Genomic DNA, 21064 nt, shown 5'->3' with positions numbered 1-21064 from the left:
GTGCATCTCAGTATTTGTTGACGAGTAAGCCGCCATCGACGCGGATCGCCTGTCCTGCGCTGTACGGCAAGCCGCCGGTCGCGAGCGTGCGCACGGCGGTCGCGACTTCCAGCGGCGTGCCCCAGCGCCTGATGGCGGTGAGACCTTGCTCCATCTGCGCGTCGTAGCGCGCGCGGGAAGGCGCGGTCATCTCGGTCTCGATCAGACCCGGCTGCACTTCATAGACGCCGATGCCGTGCTCGGCGAGGCGCAGCGAAAACAGCGTCGTGGCCATCGATGACCCCGCCTTCGACACGCAATACTCGCCGCGCAACGGCGAAGCGGCGACCGCATTCGACGAGGTGATCGTGATGACGCTCGGATGCGCCGCCACGCTCTTGCGCGTGCGCGACAGAAAGTGCCGCGCGAACGCCTGCGTCAGAAAGAAGGTCCCGCGTGTATTGATCGCGATGCAGCGGTCGAAGCTTTCGGGCGTCACGTCGAGCAGATCGCCGCGCGACAACACCGACACGCCCGCGTTGTTCACGAGACAATCGATCGGGCCGCCGAGACGCGTTTCGATGTCGAGCAACGTGGCGTGATTCGCGGCGATATCGGCGAGATCGGAGACGACGGCGATCGCGCGCGCGGCGGTCTTCTCGACTTCGGCTGCGGCCTGATCGAGTTCATCGGAGGCCACGGCGTCGGTGAGCGCGACATCGAATCCCGCGCGGCCGAGTTCGATGGCTATCGCCCGCCCGATGCCGCGCCGGCTGCCCGTGACGAGCGCAACGGGACGCGCGCTCATAACGATGCTCCATTGGCGATCAGATCGCGCGCGATGATCGTGCGCTGAATCTGATTCGTGCCTTCGTAGATCTGCGTAATCTTCGCGTCGCGATAGAGGCGTTCCACTTCATAGCCGCGAATGTAGCCACTGCCGCCGAAGATCTGCACGGCATTCGCGCTGTGCTTGACCGCGGTATCGCCCGCGAAGCATTTCGCCATCGAACACGCGATGCTCGCACGCTCACCGGCTTCGAGACGCGCGGCGGCATCGTGCACCAGCAGGCGCGCGGCCTGGATATCTTTCGCCATGTCGGCGAGCATCCACTGCACGCCCTGAAACTCGGCGATATGCGTGCCGAACTGCTTGCGGGTCTGCGCGTATTCGAGCGCTGCTTCGAGACCCGCCTGCGCAATGCCGACCGCCAGCGCGGCAATGCCCACGCGGCCTTTGTCGAGCGCGCTCATCATCATGTGAAAGCCGCGTCCTTCCTGCCCGAGCAGCGCGTCTTCGGCAAGCTGCACGCGGTCGAAATGAAGCTCGCCGACCTGCGACGCACGCTGCCCCATCTTGTGTTCCTTCGGCCCCTTCGATACGCCCGGCAAATGACAGTCGACGATGAAGATGCTCATGCCCCGCTTGCCCGCCGCGAGGTCCGTGCGCGCCAGCACGAACGCGAGGTCCGCGACCGGCGCGTTATGAATCCACAGCTTCGCGCCGCTGAGTTCCCAGCCATCGGCTGTGCGCGTGGCGGTGGTCCGGATGCCGGAGACGTCCGTGCCCGCGTCGGATTCGGTGATGCAGTAAGCCGGGCGCAGTTCCGCGCGCAGCAGCGATTCGAGATACCTTGCGCGCTGCGCATCGCTGCCATGCGCGCTCAGCAAGGTGCCGACGAGTTCGAGCAGGCCGCACTGGTCCGCCACCGACGCGTAACCGCGCGACAACTCCTCCATCACGAGCGCATACGCCGTGACATCCATCCCGGCGCCGCCGAATTCCTCCGGCACGGTGATGCCGAATAACCCGAGCTCGCCCATCTGCTTGTAGATCTCCGCCGGAAAGCGCTCTTCGCGATCCAGTTCCTCGGCCAGGGGCCGGATGACTTCCTGCGCAAAACGCCGCGTGGTGTCGCGGATTTGCTCGTGTAATTCCGAGAGTCTCATGCTGTCTCCATGCCATTCGTCAGACCAGATATTTGCGGCAGGACTTGTCTTGAAGGTATACCCGCAGACCGTCGAAATACCGCTTGAATTCAGAGGTTTCGTGTGCCAACATTCGCAACAAGTAACCATCTGGTGGGTTATTTAAGACCAACGAATGGCCGCTGTCAATGGCTTTCGCGGCGGATTCTCAAAGGAGCTTTCAGTGAACAAGTGGATGGACGCTGCCGCTGCGGTCGGGCAGATTTTCGATGGCGCGACGATCGCGCTCGCGGGTTCCGGCGGCGGGCTGCTCGAAGCGGACGCCGTGCTCGCGCAGCTCGAACGGCGCTTTCTCGAAACCGGGCATCCGCGCGATCTGACCATCGTCCACGCGCTCGGTATCGGCGATGCCAAGGGCAGCGGGCTGGGCCGGTTCGCCCATGCGGGAATGGTCAAACGCGTGATCGGCGGCCACTGGAGCTGGGCGCCCGCGATGCAGAAGCTCGCCCGCGAGAATGCGTTCGAGGCGTACAGCTTTCCGGCGGGCGTCATCTCCACGCTGCTGCGCGAGATCGGCGCGGGCCGGCCGGGACTTGTCACGCATGTTGGACTGCGAACCTTTGTCGATCCGCGTATCGATGGCGGCAAGATCAACGAACGCGCCAGCGAAGATCTCGTGGAACTGATCGAGCTCGACGGCCGCGAGTATCTGCGCTACAAGCCGTTCAAGGTCGATTTCGCGATCGTGCGTGGCTCATCGGCGGATGAAAGCGGCAATGTCACGCTGCGCCGCGAACCGGCCGACCTCGATGTCTACGCCGCCGCGCTGGCCGCGCACAACAGCGCTGGACGCGTCATCGTGCAGGTGAAGGAGCGCGAGCCTGAAGGCTATGTGCCGGCGCGCCTCGTGCGCATTCCGGGCATTCTGGTCGATACGCTCGTCGAGACGCCTGAGCAGGTGCAATGCGTGGTGTCGGACTACGATCCGGCGCTGAGCGGCGAAGCGCAGTGCGCCATCGGCGACGGATTCTACGAAGTGCCGACGGGCATCCGCCGCATCATCGCCGCGCGCGCCGCGCTCGAACTGCATGAGGGGCAGTCGGCGAATTTCGGCTTCGGCATTCCGGGCGGCATTCCCGCGTTGCTCGCGCAGCAGGGGCGCATGGGCACGTTCTGGGGATCGGTGGAGCAGGGCATCCACAACGGCGCCATGCTCGATGGCCCCATGTTCGGCACGGCGCGCAACGCGCACGCGATCCTGTCGAGCGTCGATCAGTTCGATTTCTACAGCGGCGGCGGCGTCGATGTCTCCTTCCTCGGCATGGGCGAGATGGATGGCGCGGGCAACATCAACGTGTCGAAGCTCGGTTCGACGGTGGTGGGGCCGGGCGGTTTCATCGACATCACGCAGGGCGCGCGCAAGATCGTTTTCTGCGGCAGTTTCGAGGCGAAGGGCCTGCAAGTCGAACAAACGGGGACGCGTTTGAATATCGTGTCGCCGGGCAGCGTGCCGAAGCTCGTCGAACGCGTGCAGCACATCACGTTCAGCGGCGAGCAGGCGTTACGCAGCGCTCAGGAAGTGCTTTACGTGACCGAGCGCGCGGTGTTTCGACTGGAGGCCGAAGGCGTGCGCCTGATCGAAGTCGCGGATGGCGTCGATATCGAGCGTGACGTGCTGGCGCGCATGGCGTTCAGGCCGCTCGTCGATGAAGCGTTGCTCGCGCGGATGTCGGCATCGCAAGAGAAGGTGGCGTGAGATGACACCGCTGCGCGCGCAAGCTTCACGGCCGTACGAGCCGCAGGATGGTATCGATGTTGAATTCGAGGCGGCTCTTGAGCGCCGCCTTGTCCATGAAGTCGATGTCGAAGATCACGCCGCTCGTGAAGCGGTTCGTGAGGTAGTAGTAGCCGATCGCGGCCATGGTGATATGCAGTTGCCGCGCATCGACGCCGCTGCGGAACGCGCCTGCTGCGACGCCGCGGTCGAGGATGCGCTGGAGCATCGAAATGAAACCCTGATGCAGTTCCTTGAAGCGCGCGGACTTCTTGACGTGCCGCGCGCGATGCAGGTTCTCGCTGTTCACGAGCGTCATGAACTCGGGGTTCTTCAGGTAGTAGTTCCAGGTGTGCGTGGTGAGCGCGACGATCGCGTCCTCGGGGGAGAGATGGTCGAGATCGAGCTTCTGCTCGGCGGAGCGGATGTCGGCGTAGACATCTTCGAGGACCGCGACGAACAGCTCCTCCTTGCTGCCGAAGTAGTGATAGATCATCCGCTTGTTGGCCTTCGCGCGTGTCGCGATGGCTTCGACCCGCGCGCCCGCCATGCCGAGTTTGGCGAACTCCTTTTTCGCGGCTTCGAGGATGCGGGCCTTCGTCACCTCCGGGTCCCGTTGTCTGGGCTGACGCGTGACTTCGGCCTCGGGCGTCTTGGATGCGCGTTTCTGCGTGGTGGTGGCGAGGGTCATGTGCGTCGTCGAAATGAAAGTTGGAATGCCGGCAGGCGTTCAGGATGTTAGCGACTATAAACCAAAAATCGGCTTGTAAGGAAGTAACCGGATGGTGCAGAATGCGTTTCGATGACGCGCGGCGGCGTGGATGCCGGACGCACCATGAGAATGTTGAATGGAGACGGATATGAGTGATTTGAGCGAACTGGCAGCCTCGCTGCATCTGCCCGACGAACCGTTGCGCACGTCGATGTTCATCGACGGAAAGGACTATGCCGGTTCTTCCGCCGAATGGGTGACGCGCAAGAGTCCGGGCCACGGCGTGGGCGTCACAACGACGCTGCGCGCATCGTCCGGCGATCTCGATGCAGCGGTGGCCGCCGCCCGCCGCGCGTTCGACGACGGCCGCTGGTCGCGGCTTACCGGCGAACAGCGCGCGACGGTCCTGCTGAAAGCGGCGCGCCTGATCCGCGACAACGTGGAGACGCTGGCGTATCTGGAAACGCTCGAAAGCGGCAAGCCGATCGGTCAGTCGCGTGGCGAAATCACGGCGGCCGCGGGCATCTGGGAATACGCAGCGGGGCTCGCGCGCGTGGTGCATGGCGATTCGCACGACACGCTCGGCCCCGACATGCTCGGGCTGGTACTGCGGCAGCCGGTGGGTGTCGTGGGCATCGTCACGCCATGGAATTTTCCGTTCTTCATTCTTTCCGAACGTCTGCCGTTCGCGCTTGCCGCGGGATGCACGGTGGTCGTGAAGCCTGCCGAGCTGACCTCGACCACGACGCTCAAACTCGCCGCGCTGCTCGCCGAAGCCGGTCTGCCCGATGGCGTGTTAAACGTGGTCACGGGTCTCGGTTCGGTGGTCGGTCAGGCGCTCGCCGAACACATGGACGTCGACATGATCTCGTTCACCGGTTCGACGCAAGTGGGCCGTGCGGTGCTCGCGGCAGCGGGCGGCAACATGAAGAAGGTCGGCCTCGAACTCGGCGGCAAGAATCCGCAGATCGTGTTCGCCGACGCCGACCTCGACGACGCCGCCGACGCCATCGCGTTCGGCATCGCGTTCAACGCGGGACAGTGCTGCGTGTCGGGCAGCCGGCTCGTGGTGCACCGGTCGGTGGAAGCCGATCTCGTCGAGCGTATCCGCGCGGTGCTCGCCCGCGTGCGCACGGGCGATCCGCTCGATGCGTCCAATCATGTCGGCGCGATCGTCGAGGCACGTCAGTTCGACAAGATTCGCGGCTTCATCGATGCGGGCACGCGCGACGGCGCGCAACTCGTGTGCGGCGGCGACGCGAGGAGCGAAGGTGAGCGCTTCTTCATCCAGCCGACGGTGTTTCGCAACGTGCAGCCCGGCAGCTCGCTCGCGCAGGACGAGATTTTCGGGCCGGTTCTGTCGGTTACGCCGTTCGACAGCTTCGAGGAAGCCATCGAACTCGCGAACGGCGTGCCATACGGTCTCGCTGCAAGCATCTGGACGCGCGATCTGCAAGGTGCGTTCAGGAGTTTGCGCGACGTGCAGGCGGGCCGCATCTGGGTCAATTGCACGATCACCGGCGGTCCGGAAATGCCCATCGGCGGATTCAAGCAATCGGGTATCGGTCGCGAGACGGGGCGCTATGGCGTCGAGGAATACACGGAGATCAAATCCGTGCATGTCCAACTCGGCAAGCGGGCGCGCTGGATCGCGTAGGGCACGTTCCGGAGAGAGCGACGCGCAAAGGCCACGCGCGACTCGTGGCGAACAAGGAATCGGAGACAGCAATGTATGACTATGTGATCGTGGGCGGTGGCGCGGCGGGCTGTGCGCTCGCGGCCCGTCTGAGCGAAGACGCGAGCAGCCGTGTGCTGCTGCTCGAAGCCGGTCCCGCCGATACCGACCCGTACATCCATATGCCGGTCGGCTTCTTCAAGATGACCGGCGGCCCGCTGACCTGGGGCTATCGCACGGTGGCGGCGGCGGAAACGCAACGGCGGCAGATTCCGTTCGCGCAGGGCCGCGTGCTCGGCGGCGGCGGTTCCATCAACGCGATGGTCTACACGCGCGGCCAGCCCGCCGACTACGACGCGTGGGAACGCGAAGGCTGCACCGGCTGGGGCTTTCGCGACGGCGTGCTGCCCTATCTGCGCCGCATGGAAGACAACGAGCGCCTGTGCAACGAATATCACGGGGTAGGCGGACCGCTCGGTGTATCCGATCTCATCAGCGTCAACGAACTGACCAAGGCCTTCGTGCTCGCCGGTCAGGAAGCGGGCCTGCCGTACAACAGCGATTTCAACGGCGCGCAGCAGGAAGGCGTCGGCGTGTATCAGGTTACGCAACGCGGCGGACGGCGCTGCAGCGCGGCGGTCGGTTATTTGCAACGGGCGCGCTCGCGCAGCAATCTCACCGTGAAGACGAACTGTCTCGTGTCGCGCATCGTGATCGAGAACGGGCGCGCGGTGGGCGTCGAATATGCCGATCAGAACGCGCGCTCGAATGTGATCGTGGCGCGCGCCGAGCGCGAGGTGATCGTGACGGCCGGTGCGATCGGCTCGCCGAAGATGCTGATGCTCTCGGGCATCGGCCGCGCGGCGGATCTCGAGCGCGTCGGCATCAAACCCTTGCACGCGCTCGATGGCGTCGGCGCGAATCTGCAGGATCACTTCGACATCGACATCGTGTACGAACTCAACGGACCGTACAGTCTCGATAAATACGCGAAAAAGCACATGATGCTGCTCGCCGGCCTCGAATACAAAATGTTCAACAAGGGGCCGGTGACGTCGAACATCGCGGAAGGCGGCGCGTTCTGGTACTCCGGCAGCGATGTGCCGACGCCCGATCTGCAGTTCCACTTCCTGCCCGGCGCTGGCGTCGAAGCGGGCGTGCCGCCGGTGCCTTCCGGTTCGGGCTGCACGCTCAACTCGTACTTCCTGCGCCCGAGAAGCCGCGGCAGCGTGACGCTCAACAGCGCCGATCCCGCCGACGCGCCGGTCATCGATCCCGCCTATATTCGCGATCCTTACGATCTCAAGGTGGCGGTCGAAGGCATTCGTCAGAGTCGCGAGATCATGAGCCAGAAGGCGTTCAGCAAGTACATCAGGAGCGAGCACTTTCCGGGCGGCACGGTGCGCACGCAGGCGCAATACGAGGAATACGCAAAGCAATACGGGCGCACGGGCTATCACCCGGTCGGCACCTGCAAGATGGGGATCGACGAGATGTCGGTGGTCGATCCGCAATTGCGCGTGCATGGCATCGAAGGGTTGCGGGTGGCGGATTCTTCGGTGATGCCGCGCATCGTCAGCTCCAACACCAATGCGCCGACGCTGATGATCGCGGAGAAGGCCTCCGACCTGATTCGCGGACTCGTCGCGGCGCCGATGCCGCTGACGGGTCAACTGGCGGCGCACGCCGGCCGCTCGATGCGCGACGCCAGCGCGACCGTGGCGTAGGCGCCCGAAGGGTCCGGCATCACCGGATTCTTCAGGCAATAAATAACTATCCGTATATTTATTACATTGGTGGGAGACATCATGTCGAATCAAGCTCAACGCGCGGTCTTTTCGCGCCGGGATTTCATGAAGCTCGGCGCCGGGGCGGCGTTCGCGATGGCCGGCAGCGGCCTCTCGCGCCTGTCGCTCGGCGCGGACAAGACGACGCTTGCCTGTTCGTTTCGCTCGCTGACCAATCCGTACCACGCCGCGTTCAACAAGGGCGCGCAGAGCTTTGCGGCGAGCGTGGGCCTGCCTTATGTGCCGCTCACGACCGAAGGCAGTTCCGAGAAAGGCATCGCCGATATTCGCGCACTCCTGCAGCGCACCAACGGCAATCTCGTGCTCAACGTCGATCCGAACGATTCCGCCGATGCGCGCGTGATCGTCGAGGCCTGCTCGAAGGCGGGCGCGTTCGTGACGACGATCTGGAATAAGCCGAAAGATCTGCATCCGTGGGACTACAACCCGGACTACGTCGCGCATCTTTCCTACGATGGCGTCGCCTACGGCGAGGAAGCCGCGACGCAACTCTTCAAGGCGATGGGTGGCAAGGGCGGCGTCGTCGCGCTCGGCGGCATCTTCAGCAATGTCCCCGCGATCGAGCGCAAGGCGGGCCTCGATGCCGCGCTCAAGAAGTTTCCCGACATCCAGTTGCTCGACTTCCAGGTCGCCGACTGGAACTCGCAGAAGGCGTTCCCGATCATGCAGGCCTGGATGACGCGCTTCAACGCGAAGATCAAGGGCGTATGGGCCGCGAACGACGACATGGCGCTCGGCGCGATCGAGGCATTGCGCGCGGAAGGGCTGGCCGGCCAGATGCCGGTGACGGGCATGGACGGCACGCCGCCCGGGCTCGCTGCGATCAAGGCGGGCGAGCTGATCGCATCGGTCGACTGGGACCCGTACTGGCTCGGCGGCATCGGCCTGTCGATGGGCCTGCAGGCGAAGGACAAGAAGATCGACGTGGCGGCCCTGCCTAAGGACCGGCGCGAAACGTATTGCAAGGCCACGTTCGTGACAAAGGCGAACGTGCAGGACGTCATCAAGCGCGCCGCCGCACCCGGCGGTGACTGGAACAACCTCTATGCCCGCGTGGCGGGTCCGGTGGTGTATCGATGAACAAGCTGACCGTAGCGCCCACCCGGCAGGCCGTACGCATAACAACAACCGGGACTCCGAAGGTATCGAAGCAGGCTCTGCTGCGGCGATTCGCACCCGTTCTGGTGCTGGTGGCGCTCGGTCTTTGCATCGGCGCGCTGAACCACGACTTCTTCGATCCGATGAACCTGTCGCGCATCGCGGTGGGCGCGGCGATTCCGCTGACGATCGCACTGGGCGCCGCGTTCGTGATCCAGCTCGGCAGCATCGATCTTTCGGCGGAAGGCATCGTCGCGGTGGCGGCGATCGCGGTGTCGATGCTGGTCGAGAACTCGTACAACGACAACCACTACGGGCTATGGGTGCTCGCCGTGGCGATCGTGGCGGGGGTGGTGCTGGGTTTCGCCAATGGCGCGCTGCATGTGTTCCTGCGGATTCCCTCGTTCATCACCACGCTGTCCATTGGCTTCGTGGCGACGGGCATCGGGACCGCGTGGCTGTCCGGGAACACGATCCGCGTCAGCGATCCGCTGCTGCGCGCGATTTCGATCACACGCTATTTCGGCCTGCCTCTGTCGGTGTGGATCGCGGTGCTGATGCTGGGACTCGCGTGGTTTGTCTATAAGCACACGCTGCTCGGCCGGCATACGCTGGCGATCGGCGGCGGCGAGGACCTCGCGCGCCTGAGCGGCGTGCGCGTGCCGCGTGTGCGCATCGCGGTGTTCGCGCTGGCCGGTGCGTTCTATGGCGTCGCGGGCATCCTCGCCGTCGCGCAGTACGGACAGGGCCACGCGCGCATCGCCGATGGGCAGTTGTTCGTCGCCATCACCGCGATCGTGGTCGGCGGAACGTCGCTCGCGGGCGGCAACGGCAGCCCGATGAACACGCTGATCGGCACGCTCATCGTCATCGTGCTCGGTAACGGCATGGTGCTGCTCGGTGTTCCGCCGTACGTGCAGCAGGGCATTCAGGGCGTGCTGATCATCGCGGCAGTGACGCTCGCGCTGAATCGTTCGCGCCGCCGCATCGTCAAGTAAGCGTGAGGAGATGAACATGCTGTCACTCAGGAATGTCACCAAGCGCTTTCCAGGCGTGCTCGCGCTGGACGACGTATCGATCGACGTGCGGCCCAATGAGATCGTCGGTCTGATCGGCGAGAACGGTGCGGGCAAGTCCACGTTGATGAAGCTGCTGACGGGCGCGTATCGCCAGGACGCGGGCGATATCACGCTCAACGGCAAGCCGCTCGCGATCCGCAATCCGCGCGATGCGACCGCCAAAGGCATCGCGATGGTGTATCAGGAGCAGTCGATCCTGCCGAACCTGACCGTTGCCGAGAACCTGTTCCTCGGCCGCGAGGAGGAGTTCGTGCGCTTCGGTCGCATGAACTGGAAGAAGCTCAGGCAGGCGGCGAGAAAGGAACTGGCAACCGTGCGTCTGGACATCGATCCGCTGACGCTCTGCGAAGACATGTCCTTCGGTCAGCGGCAGATGGTCGAACTCGCGCGTGCGCTGTCGCTCGCGAGCCGCACCGGTGGCACGCCGATCATCCTGCTCGACGAGCCGACCTCCGTGCTCGAAGCGGGCGAGATCGAGATTCTCTTCGGGCTGGTGCGTGAGCTGAGATCGCGCGCCTCGTTCGTGTTCGTCTCGCATCGGCTGGATGAACTGCTGTCACTGAGCGATCGCGTGTATGTGATGAAGGATGGCAAGGTCGTGTCGGAGATGGCGTCGGGCACTGCGTCGGTGGCGAAACTGCATGAACTGATGGTGGGCCGCTCGCTGCATGGCGAGTACTACCGCGAAAACCTCCAGAAGCCGTGTCGAGAGGAAGTGGCGCTGTCGGTGCGTCACGCGTCGCTCGGTCATGTGCTCGACGACGTGTCCTTCGATGTCCACCGTGGCGAAGTCTTCGGCGTCGCGGGTGTGGTCGGGTCGGGGCGCGAGGAACTGTGCCGCGTCATCGCCGGACTCGAAAAGCTCGATCGCGGCGAAGTGCTGGTCGGCGAAACGCGTCTGAAGCCACAGGCGAACCATGCCGTTGCGCTGGGCATCGGTTACGTGCCGCGCGAACGCAAGGTCGAGGGCCTCGTCACGCAAATGAGCGTCGCGCAAAACCTCACCTTGCCGCGTCTTGGCGCGGTCAGCCGTGGCGGCATCGTGAAGAAGGCGAGCGAGCGCGCGTTCGCCAACGAGTGGATTCAACGCCTGCACATCAAGACACCGGGCGCCGATGCTTCCTGCCGCAATCTCTCGGGCGGCAATCAGCAGAAGGTGGTGCTGGCGAAATGGCGCTTCGCGGGCAGCCGGATTCTCGTGCTCGATCATCCGACGCGCGGACTCGATGTCGGCGCGAAAGAAGAGGTCTATCAGCTGATCCGCGAACTGACGGCGGAAGGCGTGGCAGTGGTGCTGACCGGCGACACGCTCGAAGAGATTCTCGGCCTCAGTCATCGCGTGATGGTGATGCGCGATGGCCGCGCCGAAAAGATCCTGCCGTGCGAAGTCGGCCACAAGCCTTCGCAGGTCGAAATCGTCGAACACATGGTCTGAGGTCAACATGCCACAACTGAACGCACCCCTCGCGGCGAAGTTGCGCGACAACGCGCCGTTTCTCGCACTCATCGTGCTCTATGTCCTGATCGAGATCGCGCAGCCGGGCTTTTTCGCGCCATCGACGCAACTCGGCCTGCTCGCCGATAGCTCGACTCTGTTCATCATGGCGGCGGGCACGACCTTCGTCGTTCTGCTCGGCAGCATCGATCTTTCCTTGCAGGCGGTGGCGTCGCTGTCGAGCGTGATCGTCGCGATGTTGCTGCCGCGCTATGGCGCGCTGGCGGCGGTCGTCGCGTTGGCGGCTTCGTTCGGCATCGGGCTGTTGAGCGGCGTGATCCAGACCGTGTTGCGCATCCCCTCGTTCATCGCGACGCTCGCGGTCGGCGGGATTGCATCGGCGGCGGCGCTGACGCTCTCTGGCACGCGCTCCATCGGCATCAGCGACGAGATGCGCAATGCGTCGCTCGGCTGGACGACGGGCACGTCGTTCGGCGTGCCGCATGAAATCCTGCTCGGCGTCGCGGTGTTTCTGTTGTGCGTGTTCCTGCATCGCTCGACGGTGTTTGGCCGGCGTACCGATGCGATCGGCGCGGGCGAGCCGGCGGCGATCGCGTCGGGGGTGCGCGTGTCGGTCACGAAGTGCCTCGTGTTCGGCACTTCGTCGTTCTTTGCGGGACTGGCGGGCGTGGTGATGGCGGGTCGGCTGGGAAGCGGTTCGCCCACGCTTGCCGATCAGTTCCTGTTGCCGGCGATTGCGGCCGTGATCGTCGGCGGCACGGCGCTGACGGGCGGCGCGGGTGGCATCGGCAGAACGCTGGTTGGTGCTTTGCTGGTATCGGTGGCGCGCGTGGGGATGACCTTCGTCGGCATCAGCGTGTTCGCGCAGCAGATCGTGTTCGGGCTGATTCTGATCGTCGCTGTCACGGTGGCGTTCGATCGTTCGAAGGTGTTGATCATCAAGTGAGTGTCGATTTCGTCGAAGGAAGATTGGGTCATGAAAATTCTGGTGCCGGTGAAAAGAGTGGTGGATTACAACGTGAAGGTCCGAGTGAAGTCGGACAACACGGGTGTCGATATCGCCAACGTGAAGATGTCGATGAACCCGTTCGATGAGATTGCTGTTGAAGAAGCGGTGCGTCTCAAGGAAGCGGGTGTTGCGACGGAAGTGATCGCCGTATCGTGCGGTACGACGCAAAGTCAGGAGACGTTGCGCACGGCGCTGGCTATTGGCGCGGATCGCGCTGTATTGGTGGAATCGTCGGAAGAGTTGCAGCCTTTGGCCGTGGCGAAGTTGTTGAAGGCACTGGTCGATCAGGAAAAGCCTGAGTTGATCATCCTCGGCAAGCAGGCCATCGACGACGATTCGAATCAGACCGGGCAGATGCTGGCGGCGCTGGCGGGTCTGCCGCAGGCGACGTTCGCATCGAAGGTCGTGGTCGCGGATGGCAAGGCAACCGTGTCGCGTGAAGTCGACGGCGGCGCGGAAACGCTGTCGCTGAAGCTGCCCGCAGTCGTGACGACGGACCTGCGCCTGAACGAGCCGCGCTATGTGACGCTGCCGAACATCATGAAGGCAAAGAAGAAGCCTTTGACGACGGTAAAGCCCGCCGATCTGGGCGTCGATGTCGCGCCGCGTCTGAGGACGCTGAAAGTGGTCGAGCCGCCGAAGCGCAGCGCGGGCATCACGGTGCCGGACGTGAAGACGCTGGTGGAAAAACTGAAGAACGAAGCGAAGGTAATCTGATGACGACTCTTGTTATTGCGGAACACGACAATGCGTCGATCAAGGCATCGACGCTGAACACGGTGGCAGCGGCGGCGAAGATCGGCGGCGATGTGCACGTGCTGGTCGCGGGCTCGAACGCGCAAGGCGCGGCGGATGCGGCAGCGAAGATCGCAGGCGTAAGCAAAGTGCTGCTCGCCGATGCGCCCCAACTCGCCGAAGGCCTCGCGGAAAACATCGATGCGACGGTGCTGAACATCGCGAAGGATTACTCGCACATTCTCGCGCCGGCGACCGCTTACGGTAAGAACATCGCTCCGCGCATCGCGGCGCATCTGGATGTCGCGCAAATCAGCGACATCACCGCCGTTGACAGCGCCGACACCTTCGAGCGCCCGATCTATGCCGGCAACGCGATCGCCACCGTGCAATCGAGCGATCCGATCAAGGTGATTACGGTTCGCTCGACAGGTTTCGACGCCGTCGCAGCGGAAGGCGGCAGCGCGCAAGTCGAAAAGATCGAAGCCGCCGCCGATGCGGGCCTGTCGCAGTTCGTGAGCCGCGAAGTGACGAAGCTCGATCGTCCGGAACTGACGAGCGCGCGCATCATCGTGTCGGGTGGTCGCGGTCTGGGCAGCGGCGAGAACTACACGAAGACGCTGGAACCGCTCGCGGACAAGCTCAACGCGGCGCTGGGCGCATCGCGTGCGGCGGTCGATGCGGGTTACGTTCCGAACGATTATCAAGTCGGTCAAACCGGCAAGATCGTTGCGCCGCAACTGTATGTGGCGGTCGGCATCTCGGGCGCGATCCAGCACCTGGCGGGCATGAAGGATTCGAAGGTCATCGTCGCGATCAACAAGGATCCCGAAGCGCCGATCTTCAGCGTCGCGGATTACGGGCTGGCTCAGGATCTTTTCGAAGCCATTCCAGCGTTGACGGCGCTCGTCTGACACGTCGATCACGCGAAACGACCCACCACTTCGGAGACATGCATGGCCACACGAAACAATAATGAGCCGAGACACAGACACCAGTCGAAGAAAGCCGCTGCCAGCGGCTGGATTGGCTCGACGCTGGAGTACTACGACTTCTTCATCTACGCGACGGCGGCATCGCTGATCTTCCCGCAGATATTCTTTCCGCAGAACGATCCCAAGATCGCCATCGTCGCATCTCTGGCGACCTATGGCGTGGGCTATGTCGCGCGTCCGATCGGCGCGCTCGTGCTGGGCCACCTCGGCGATACCCACGGGCGCAAGTTCGTGCTGATCCTGTGCATGTTCATGATGGGCTTCTCGACCATGGCCGTCGGCCTGCTGCCGACCTATGCGCAACTGGGCCTGTGGGCGCCGGCAGGGTTGGTCGCGATGCGCCTGATTCAGGGCTTCGCGGTGGCCGGCGAAATCGCGGGCGCCAGCTCAATGGTTCTGGAGCACGCTCCGTTCGGCCGGCGTGGATTTTTCGCGAGCTTCACCCTGCAGGGTGTACAGGCTGGCCAGATTCTGGCGGCGGCGGTGTTCCTGCCACTCGCGCACTACCTGCCGAAGGATGCGTTCAATGTCTGGGGCTGGCGCATACCGTTCATCCTGAGCTTTTTCATCATCGTCGCGGGTTACTACATTCGCCGCGATGTCGATGAGACACCGGCCTTCGTCGAAGAGGGCGAGCAGGGCGAGATTGCCCGGTCGCCGATCTTCCAGGCGTTCACCGATAGCTGGGCGGATATGTTGCGCGTCGCCTGCATGTCATTGACGACCGTTATTCCCGTGGTGGCGACGATCTTCGGTGCGGCATATGCCGTGCAGCCCGCTTATGGCATCGGCTTCCATACGGACGTCTATCTCTGGATTCCGGTACTCGGCAATCTTCTGGCGGTGATACTGATTCCCTATGTCGGCAATCTGTCGGACAAGCTCGGCCGCAAGCTCCCGACGATCGTCGGCGCGCTCGGCTCCGGCCTGCTTTCGTTCGGGTATCTCTACGCCATCAGCATCCACCACGCGCCGCTGGCGATCGTCATGGCGCTGCTGATGTGGGGCGTCGCATATCAAGGCTTCAATGCTGTCTTTCCGAGTTTCTATCCCGAGTTGTTCCGCACGCGCAATCGCGTGACGGGCGTAGCGATCGGCCATAACACCGGAATCACCATCGCGGCGCTGATGCCTGCCCTGTTCGTCGCCGTGGCGCCTCCCGGCGGAACGGCCAACATTCCGCTCACCATCGGCGCGATCACGCTGGCGGCGACGATCATCGCGGCAATGGCAGCGCTGACTGCGCGGGAGACTTATCGCATCCACCTGAACGATCTGGGCAAACGCGGTGGCGTTCCTGTCGGCCACGGGGATTATCATCGGATACGCGCGCAGACGCTGGCCGACGCGAAAGCGGCCAAGGCGGAGCGTTCGACCGTTGCGCCGGAAGCGTAAAATTTCCGAGGACTTCTCGATGCACAAGATTCGAATCGCAATCGTCGGCGCTGGATTGGCGGCGACGCCTCACGCGCTTGCGCTAAATGAATTGCGTGACGAGGTGGAGGTTGCAGCCGTCGTCGGCCGTTCGCCTGAACGGGCGGCTCACTTTGCCGGCACGCATGGGTTTCCCGCTGGCGCGTCCTTCGATGCGATATTGAGGGACGCGACCATCGACGCCATACTCGTGCTCACGCCGCCGAACACGCATCTCGAACTGGTCGAACAGGCCGCTGCGGTGGGCAAGCACGTGCTGCTCGAGAAGCCGCTCGATATATCGATGTCGCGCGCAACGCGCATCGTCGATGTCTGCCGTACAGCGGGCGTCAAGCTCGGCGTAGTGTTTCAGAACCGCTTTCGTCCCGCCGTGCGACGGCTTGCGGAACTGAGCGCGAGCGGCGCGCTTGGTCCGATCGCCTGCGCCGGCCTCGATCTGCGCTGGTGGCGGCCGCAATCCTATTACGACGAGCCTGGCCGCGGCACTTATGCGCGCGATGGTGGCGGCGTGCTGATGACGCAGGCGATTCATTCGCTCGACATTCTCCTGTGGCTCGCGGGAGAGGTGTCAACCGTCGTGGCGGCGACGGCGACAACGGCATTGCACAAGATGGAAGCCGAAGACTTCGCGAGCGCCGCGCTGACCTTCGCAAGCGGCGCTGCGGGTCACGTGCTGGCGACGACGGCTGCGTTCCCGGGCTTTCCCGAGCGCATCGAGCTGACCGGCGAGAACGGGACGGCGACGCTCGAAGGCGGGCACTTGCGCGTGTTTTTCCGCGATGGACGCACCGACGAGTTTCGCGATCCTTCATCGTCCGGATTTGGCGCGAAGCCGATGGACTTTTCACACGCCGCGCATCGCGACCTGATGAAGAATTTTTGCGATGCAATTCGCGAGGACCGCGAACCCGGCGTCACCGGCGATGACGCGCTGCGCGTGCAGCGTTTGATCGAACGCATTACCGCGCCCGTGGCTGATACTTCACGTGTGCGTGTCCCGAGCGACCGCCGCCCTTAAAGCCAGCAGATAGCTCTCCAGACCAAAGCCGCAGATCTGCCCATCGACCACTTCCGCGAACACGGAGTGATGCCTGAATGGTTCGCGTGCGTGGATGTTCGACATATGCACTTCCACGACCGGGCAGGTGAGAATCGCCAGCGCATCGCGGATGCCGTAGCTGTAGTGCGTCCATGCTCCGGCGTTGATCAGCACGGCGTCACGGCGTTCCTCGAAGGCGCGGTGAATGCGCTCGCACATCGCGCCTTCGCTGTTGCTCTGAAACGATTCGACCTGCACGCCGAGTTCAGCGCCGAGGGACTGCAAGCGGGCGTCGATTTCCGCCAGCGTGATCGTTCCATACTGCACGGGATCGCGCTTGCCGAACATGTTGTGATTGATGCCGTGAAGCATCAGGATCTTTTTCATTTGCCGCTTCCTTGCACGTTCAATCCAGAGGCACCGTAAGCCGGTCGATCACCGCCCGCGTGGCGGGCCGCACGCCGCGCCACCAGTCGAAGGCTTCCGCCGCCTGTTCCACCAGCATCCCCACGCCGTCCGCGATGCCACCCACGCCCGCGTTGCGCGCGAGGCGCAGAAAGGGTGTCAGGCGTTTCCCGTAGGCAAGTTCGTAGGCCGCGCCGTCAGGGCTGAAGACGCTCGGAGGCACGGGCGGCAGATCGCCCGTGAGACTCGCCGATGTCGCGTTGACTACCAGATCGAAACGTCCTTTCGCCTCCAGATCGCCATATCCGCAAGCGGAAATCGGACCACGCGCGCTCACCTGCGCCGCGAGCGCACGGCCCTTGGCGATGTCGCGATTCACCAGGATCACCTCAGCCGGACGAGCGGCGAGGAACGGCAGCAGCGCACCCCGCACCGCGCCGCCTGCGCCGAGTATCAGAACGCGCCTGCCCGCCATCGGCAGGCCGAGATTGACTTCGATATCGCGCGCGAGCCCGATGCCATCGAAATTCTCGGCGATGATGCGTCCGTTCTCGAACTTCATCGCGTTGACGGCGCCCGCGAGTGCCGCGCGCTCGCTGCGTTCGTCGGCCATGGCGAAGGCCTTGAGCTTGAAGGGCGCGGTGACGTTCATCCCCCGGCCACCCGACGCAGCGAATGCGCGCACGGTTTCAGCAAACGCCTGTTCGGGTTCCAGCGGTCCTTCGATGGCCGTATAAGCCATGTCCTGCCTTGTCTCCTCCGCAAAGATTCCATGAATGAGAGGAGATTTGGTGTGTCCGATCGGATTGCCGATCACAGCATAGTTGTCCGTCATCATGGCCTCACTTTGAAAACAGCACGCCTGCGGTCTGCATGGCGTCGATCTCCGCGGGTCCGAAGCCCAGCGATCGCGCCACTTCTGCGTTGTGCTGACCGAGGTCCGGCCCGACGTCGCGAATCGTCGTGTCGCAGTCGGAGAAGCGGAACGGCAGGTTCGGCAGGCGCAGCGTTCCGAAGCGCGGATGCTGTTGCTCGACCACCATGCCGCGCGCGACGATCTGCGGATCGGCGAGCACTTCGTCGATGCGTTGCACCTTGGCGCAAGGCACATCGACGCTGTCGAGCAGTTCGAGCACCTGCGCAACCGGCTGCGCCGCGACCCAGGGCTTCACGACCGACAGTATTTCCACGCGATTGGCGTTGCGCCCATTGAGGGTGTGGAAGCGCGCGTCGGCGCCGAAGCCCGCCGGTCCGCCGTGCGTTTCGACGAGCGCGGCGAAGCGCTTCCACGCGTCGTCGACCTGCGCGGCGATGACGAGATCCGCGTCGGCGGCGCGAAACACGCCGTAGAGCGTCGAGGTGGGCATGTCGTGGCCCGTCTGTTCGGGCAGGATGCCCTGCATCGTGTAGCACTGCACTGCGTATTCGTGCATCGACACGAGCGTGTCATAGAGCGCCATGTCGATGTGCTGGCCCCGGCCGCTTGTCACGCGACCGAGCAGCGCGGCGTTGATCGCGGCGACTGCGTGGATGCCGGTGTACATGTCGCCGAGCGAAATGCGCATCAGCGGCGGCGGCGAACCGGGCTCGCCGATCATCTGCATGATGCCGCTCTTCGCTTCGGCGATGAGACCAAAGCCCGCGCGATGCGCATCCGGCCCGGTGTGTCCGTACGCGGAGATCGAGCAATAGACGAGGCGCGGATTGCGCGCGGAAAGCGCTTCATAGCCGAGGCCGAGTTTGTCGAGCGCGCCTGGCCGGTAGTTTTCGATGAACACGTCCGCCGAGTCGCACAGACGCTGCATGAATTCCTTGCCGCGCGGATCCTTCATGTCGACGCTCACGCCGCGCTTGCCCATGTTGAGCTGCAGGAAGTAGGCGCTTTGCTGGTCGTCGAGGACGGTGGCGTGCTGGCGTCCGGCGTCGCCGTTGCCGGGACGCTCGACCTTGATGACTTCCGCGCCGAGCGCCGCGAGACAGCGTCCGACATACGGGCCGGCGAGAAAGTGGCTGTAGTCGACGACGCGCAAACCTTCGAGTGGACGGGCCTGCATCAGAACGCTCCCGGACGGCGCGGCACCATCAGTCGATGCTCGCCGCGCTGGACGACCTGGCCGTCCTGGTTGATCAGCTCGGACGGCAGCACGACGATGCCCCAGTCCGGACGGCTCTTGCTCGCGCGCATCGCGCCGACGCGGAACTTCACGTGCAGCACGTCGTTGACCTTGATCGGCAGCAGGAAGTCCCACGTCCAGCCGAGCGACATGCCCGGCAGGAAGCGATATTCGCTTTGCGTCTTGAGTCCGTCCGCGATCGACAAGCCGAACAGACCGTGCGCGACGATCGAACCGAAGTGGCTGGCGTTCGCATAGTCCTCGTCGACGTGCACCGGCGTGTGGTCGCCCGTGAGGTCCGCGTACGCCAGGATGCGTTCTTTTGTGACCGTGTAGGTCGGGCTGAGGCATTCGTCGCCTTCGCGGGCGTCGTCCCAGTATTTCTCGATGATGTTCATGGTCACGCCTCCGCGCGTGGATTGATCGCCAGCGCTCGTGCGACGCACGCGGCGGGTTTCGCCTGAATCAGTTCGACCGCGAGACCATCCGGCAGTCGCAGCCAGTTGCGTCCCTGCGGCATTTCGGTGACGCCGAACGCTTGCGCGGCGGCGAGCGCGGCGTCGAGGTCTTCGCACATCACGCCGAGATGCGCGAGCCGGCCTTCGGGACCTTCGAAGCGCGGATCGTGGATGAATTGCAGGCCGCCGAGCGTCCAGTACTGGCGCGGCGCTTCGAGAGTCCCGTCCACTTCGCGCATGGACATGCCGAGCACGTCTTCGAAGAAGCGAATGTGCCAGTGGATGTCCTTCACCCAGATCGCGACGTGTTCGAGATACGCTTTGGAGCCGCTCATGCCGTCGCTCCCTCGCGTTGCCGGTCGGTCATCGCACGCTCGATGCCCTTGATACATGCGACCAGGGTCGAATTGACCGGCGTCGGCACGCCGAACCGTTCACCCCAGCGCACGACCGCGCCGTTGATGAAGTCGATTTCCGTGACCGATCCTTTTTCCAGGCTTTGCAGCATGGAAGTCTTGAACTCGGGCGAGAGTCCTTCGGCTGCGAGATTCCAGGCCTGTTCCGCATCGGTCATCGACAGCCTGATGCCCGCTGCCTTGGCCGCCGCCATCGCTTCGGCCACGGCGGCGAGCGCGGTCGCCTTCAGGGCAGGCTCCTGATATAGCTGGCCGTACGTGAGACGCGTGATGCCGGTCACCGCGCCCGTCGCGATATTGATCAGCAGCTTGTCCCACATCGTGCCGAGGATGTTGTCGCTGACCTGCGTTGCGAGACCCGATGCGTTGAACGCGTCGGCGATGGCCTTTACTCTGCGCGTGAGCTGACCATCGAGTTCGCCGATGTAGGTGAGTTTTCCGCTTACGCCGCGCTGGATGTGGCCCGGTGCGCGCAGTACGCCTCCGACATACGTCTTGCCAGCCAGCACGCGCTCCCGCCCGACGATGTCGGCGAGCACGTCTTCGTGGCCGAGGCCGTTCTGCAACGACAGCACCAGCGTGTCGGGGCCGATGAGATCGAGCGCGCCGCGCATCGCCGAATCCGTGTGAAAGGACTTGACCAGCACGACCACCAGATCGACGGCGCCGACTTCGACGGCGCGTGTCGCAGCGCGGACTTTGACGCGCCGGGAACCATCGGCATCGTCGACTTGCAGGCCGTCGCGGCACATCGCTCCGACGTGTGCCGGCGAGCGGTCGATGAGCCAGGTCTCGTGCCCGCCCTCGGTCAGTGTGGAACCGATCGCGCAGCCCAGCGCGCCGGCTCCCAGAATTGCGATCTTCATTGGCGTCTCCCGATGTGTTGACGCAACGATAGAAGTCGCCGTTCATCATGGCAATGCAATGACTACAATGATGTCATTGCGTA

At 64.0% G+C, this 21064-nt stretch carries 20 protein-coding genes; 11 read left to right on the top strand and 9 right to left on the bottom strand.

Features of this window, described 5'->3' with window-relative positions; translation table 11 throughout:
• Nucleotides 1-7: 7 nt before the first annotated feature.
• Together NK8_RS24655 and NK8_RS24650 are read right to left on the bottom strand one after the other, a co-directional pair.
• The gene (locus NK8_RS24655) at nucleotides 8-787 is read right to left on the bottom strand and encodes a 3-ketoacyl-ACP reductase (protein WP_213230748.1); all 780 of its coding nucleotides are present in this window, start codon (nucleotides 785-787) and stop codon (nucleotides 8-10) included.
• Nucleotides 784-1929, bottom strand: coding sequence for an acyl-CoA dehydrogenase family protein (locus NK8_RS24650; RefSeq protein ID WP_213230747.1), 1146 nt, complete (start codon nucleotides 1927-1929; stop codon nucleotides 784-786). Before NK8_RS24650 ends, NK8_RS24655 begins: the two co-directional genes overlap by 4 nt.
• Nucleotides 1930-2143: 214 nt before the next feature.
• Here NK8_RS24650 and NK8_RS24645 point away from each other — a divergent pair, with 214 nt between their 5' ends.
• The gene (locus NK8_RS24645) at nucleotides 2144-3664 is read left to right on the top strand and encodes an acyl CoA:acetate/3-ketoacid CoA transferase (RefSeq protein WP_213231553.1); all 1521 of its coding nucleotides are present in this window, start codon (nucleotides 2144-2146) and stop codon (nucleotides 3662-3664) included.
• A gap of 25 nt (nucleotides 3665-3689) precedes the next feature.
• Here NK8_RS24645 and NK8_RS24640 read toward each other — a convergent pair whose 3' ends face one another.
• Nucleotides 3690-4373 carry a TetR/AcrR family transcriptional regulator gene (locus NK8_RS24640; RefSeq protein ID WP_213230745.1) on the bottom strand — a complete coding sequence of 228 codons (684 nt, stop codon included), beginning with the start codon at nucleotides 4371-4373 and terminating at the stop codon, nucleotides 3690-3692.
• Between the two features lie 169 nt (nucleotides 4374-4542).
• On the opposite strand from NK8_RS24640, the gene NK8_RS24635 reads away from it, so the two are divergent.
• From NK8_RS24635 to NK8_RS24590, 10 genes are all read left to right on the top strand, one after another.
• Nucleotides 4543-6051, top strand: coding sequence for an aldehyde dehydrogenase family protein (locus NK8_RS24635; RefSeq protein WP_213230743.1), 1509 nt, complete (start codon nucleotides 4543-4545; stop codon nucleotides 6049-6051).
• A gap of 71 nt (nucleotides 6052-6122) precedes the next feature.
• On the top strand, nucleotides 6123-7796 hold the full coding sequence (locus tag NK8_RS24630) for a GMC family oxidoreductase (RefSeq protein ID WP_213230742.1): 1674 nt from the start codon (nucleotides 6123-6125) through the stop codon (nucleotides 7794-7796).
• Between the two features lie 81 nt (nucleotides 7797-7877).
• Nucleotides 7878-8957, top strand: coding sequence for a sugar ABC transporter substrate-binding protein (locus NK8_RS24625; protein WP_213230741.1), 1080 nt, complete (start codon nucleotides 7878-7880; stop codon nucleotides 8955-8957).
• On the top strand, nucleotides 8954-9973 hold the full coding sequence (locus NK8_RS24620; protein ID WP_213230740.1) for an ABC transporter permease: 1020 nt from the start codon (nucleotides 8954-8956) through the stop codon (nucleotides 9971-9973). Before NK8_RS24625 ends, NK8_RS24620 begins: the two co-directional genes overlap by 4 nt.
• Before the next feature lie 16 nt (nucleotides 9974-9989).
• Nucleotides 9990-11489, top strand: coding sequence for a sugar ABC transporter ATP-binding protein (locus tag NK8_RS24615; RefSeq protein ID WP_213230739.1), 1500 nt, complete (start codon nucleotides 9990-9992; stop codon nucleotides 11487-11489).
• Nucleotides 11490-11496: 7 nt separating this feature from the next.
• Complete coding sequence (locus tag NK8_RS24610) at nucleotides 11497-12456, top strand: ABC transporter permease (RefSeq protein ID WP_213230738.1); 960 nt, start codon at nucleotides 11497-11499, stop codon at nucleotides 12454-12456.
• 30 nt (nucleotides 12457-12486) lie between these two features.
• Nucleotides 12487-13236 (top strand): electron transfer flavoprotein subunit beta/FixA family protein, encoded by a 750-nt coding sequence (locus NK8_RS24605; RefSeq protein WP_213230737.1) that lies wholly within the window; start codon nucleotides 12487-12489, stop codon nucleotides 13234-13236.
• A complete protein-coding gene (locus NK8_RS24600; protein ID WP_213230735.1) occupies nucleotides 13236-14168 on the top strand; it encodes an electron transfer flavoprotein subunit alpha/FixB family protein in 933 nt (310 codons plus the stop codon). Before NK8_RS24605 ends, NK8_RS24600 begins: the two co-directional genes overlap by 1 nt.
• A 42-nt stretch (nucleotides 14169-14210) precedes the next feature.
• The gene (locus tag NK8_RS24595; protein WP_213230733.1) at nucleotides 14211-15644 is read left to right on the top strand and encodes an MFS transporter; all 1434 of its coding nucleotides are present in this window, start codon (nucleotides 14211-14213) and stop codon (nucleotides 15642-15644) included.
• Between the two features lie 19 nt (nucleotides 15645-15663).
• Nucleotides 15664-16701 (top strand): Gfo/Idh/MocA family protein, encoded by a 1038-nt coding sequence (locus NK8_RS24590; protein ID WP_213230731.1) that lies wholly within the window; start codon nucleotides 15664-15666, stop codon nucleotides 16699-16701.
• Here the strand turns inward: NK8_RS24590 and aroQ are convergent.
• Genes aroQ through NK8_RS24560 form a run of 6 tightly spaced genes read right to left on the bottom strand, consistent with a single transcriptional unit; the run spans nucleotide 16666 to nucleotide 20981 of the window.
• Nucleotides 16666-17109, bottom strand: a complete 444-nt coding sequence (aroQ, locus tag NK8_RS24585; RefSeq protein ID WP_213230729.1) for a type II 3-dehydroquinate dehydratase — start codon at nucleotides 17107-17109, stop codon at nucleotides 16666-16668. The two genes, NK8_RS24590 and aroQ, sit on opposite strands and share 36 nt — an antisense overlap.
• Nucleotides 17110-17128: 19 nt before the next feature.
• The gene (aroE, locus tag NK8_RS24580; protein WP_213231551.1) at nucleotides 17129-17962 is read right to left on the bottom strand and encodes a shikimate dehydrogenase; all 834 of its coding nucleotides are present in this window, start codon (nucleotides 17960-17962) and stop codon (nucleotides 17129-17131) included.
• Between the two features lie 7 nt (nucleotides 17963-17969).
• Nucleotides 17970-19181, bottom strand: a complete 1212-nt coding sequence (locus NK8_RS24575) for a CaiB/BaiF CoA-transferase family protein (protein ID WP_213230728.1) — start codon at nucleotides 19179-19181, stop codon at nucleotides 17970-17972.
• Complete coding sequence (locus tag NK8_RS24570; protein WP_213230727.1) at nucleotides 19181-19639, bottom strand: MaoC family dehydratase; 459 nt, start codon at nucleotides 19637-19639, stop codon at nucleotides 19181-19183. Before NK8_RS24570 ends, NK8_RS24575 begins: the two co-directional genes overlap by 1 nt.
• A 2-nt stretch (nucleotides 19640-19641) precedes the next feature.
• Nucleotides 19642-20034 (bottom strand): VOC family protein, encoded by a 393-nt coding sequence (locus NK8_RS24565; protein ID WP_213230726.1) that lies wholly within the window; start codon nucleotides 20032-20034, stop codon nucleotides 19642-19644.
• The gene (locus NK8_RS24560) at nucleotides 20031-20981 is read right to left on the bottom strand and encodes a ketopantoate reductase family protein (RefSeq protein WP_213230725.1); all 951 of its coding nucleotides are present in this window, start codon (nucleotides 20979-20981) and stop codon (nucleotides 20031-20033) included. Before NK8_RS24560 ends, NK8_RS24565 begins: the two co-directional genes overlap by 4 nt.
• Nucleotides 20982-21064 lie beyond the last annotated feature (83 nt).

Origin of the sequence: Caballeronia sp. NK8 (assembly GCF_018408855.1) — a bacterium.
Taxonomy (GTDB): Bacteria; Pseudomonadota; Gammaproteobacteria; order Burkholderiales; family Burkholderiaceae; genus Caballeronia.
This window is presented reverse-complemented; position numbering and strand designations above follow the sequence as displayed.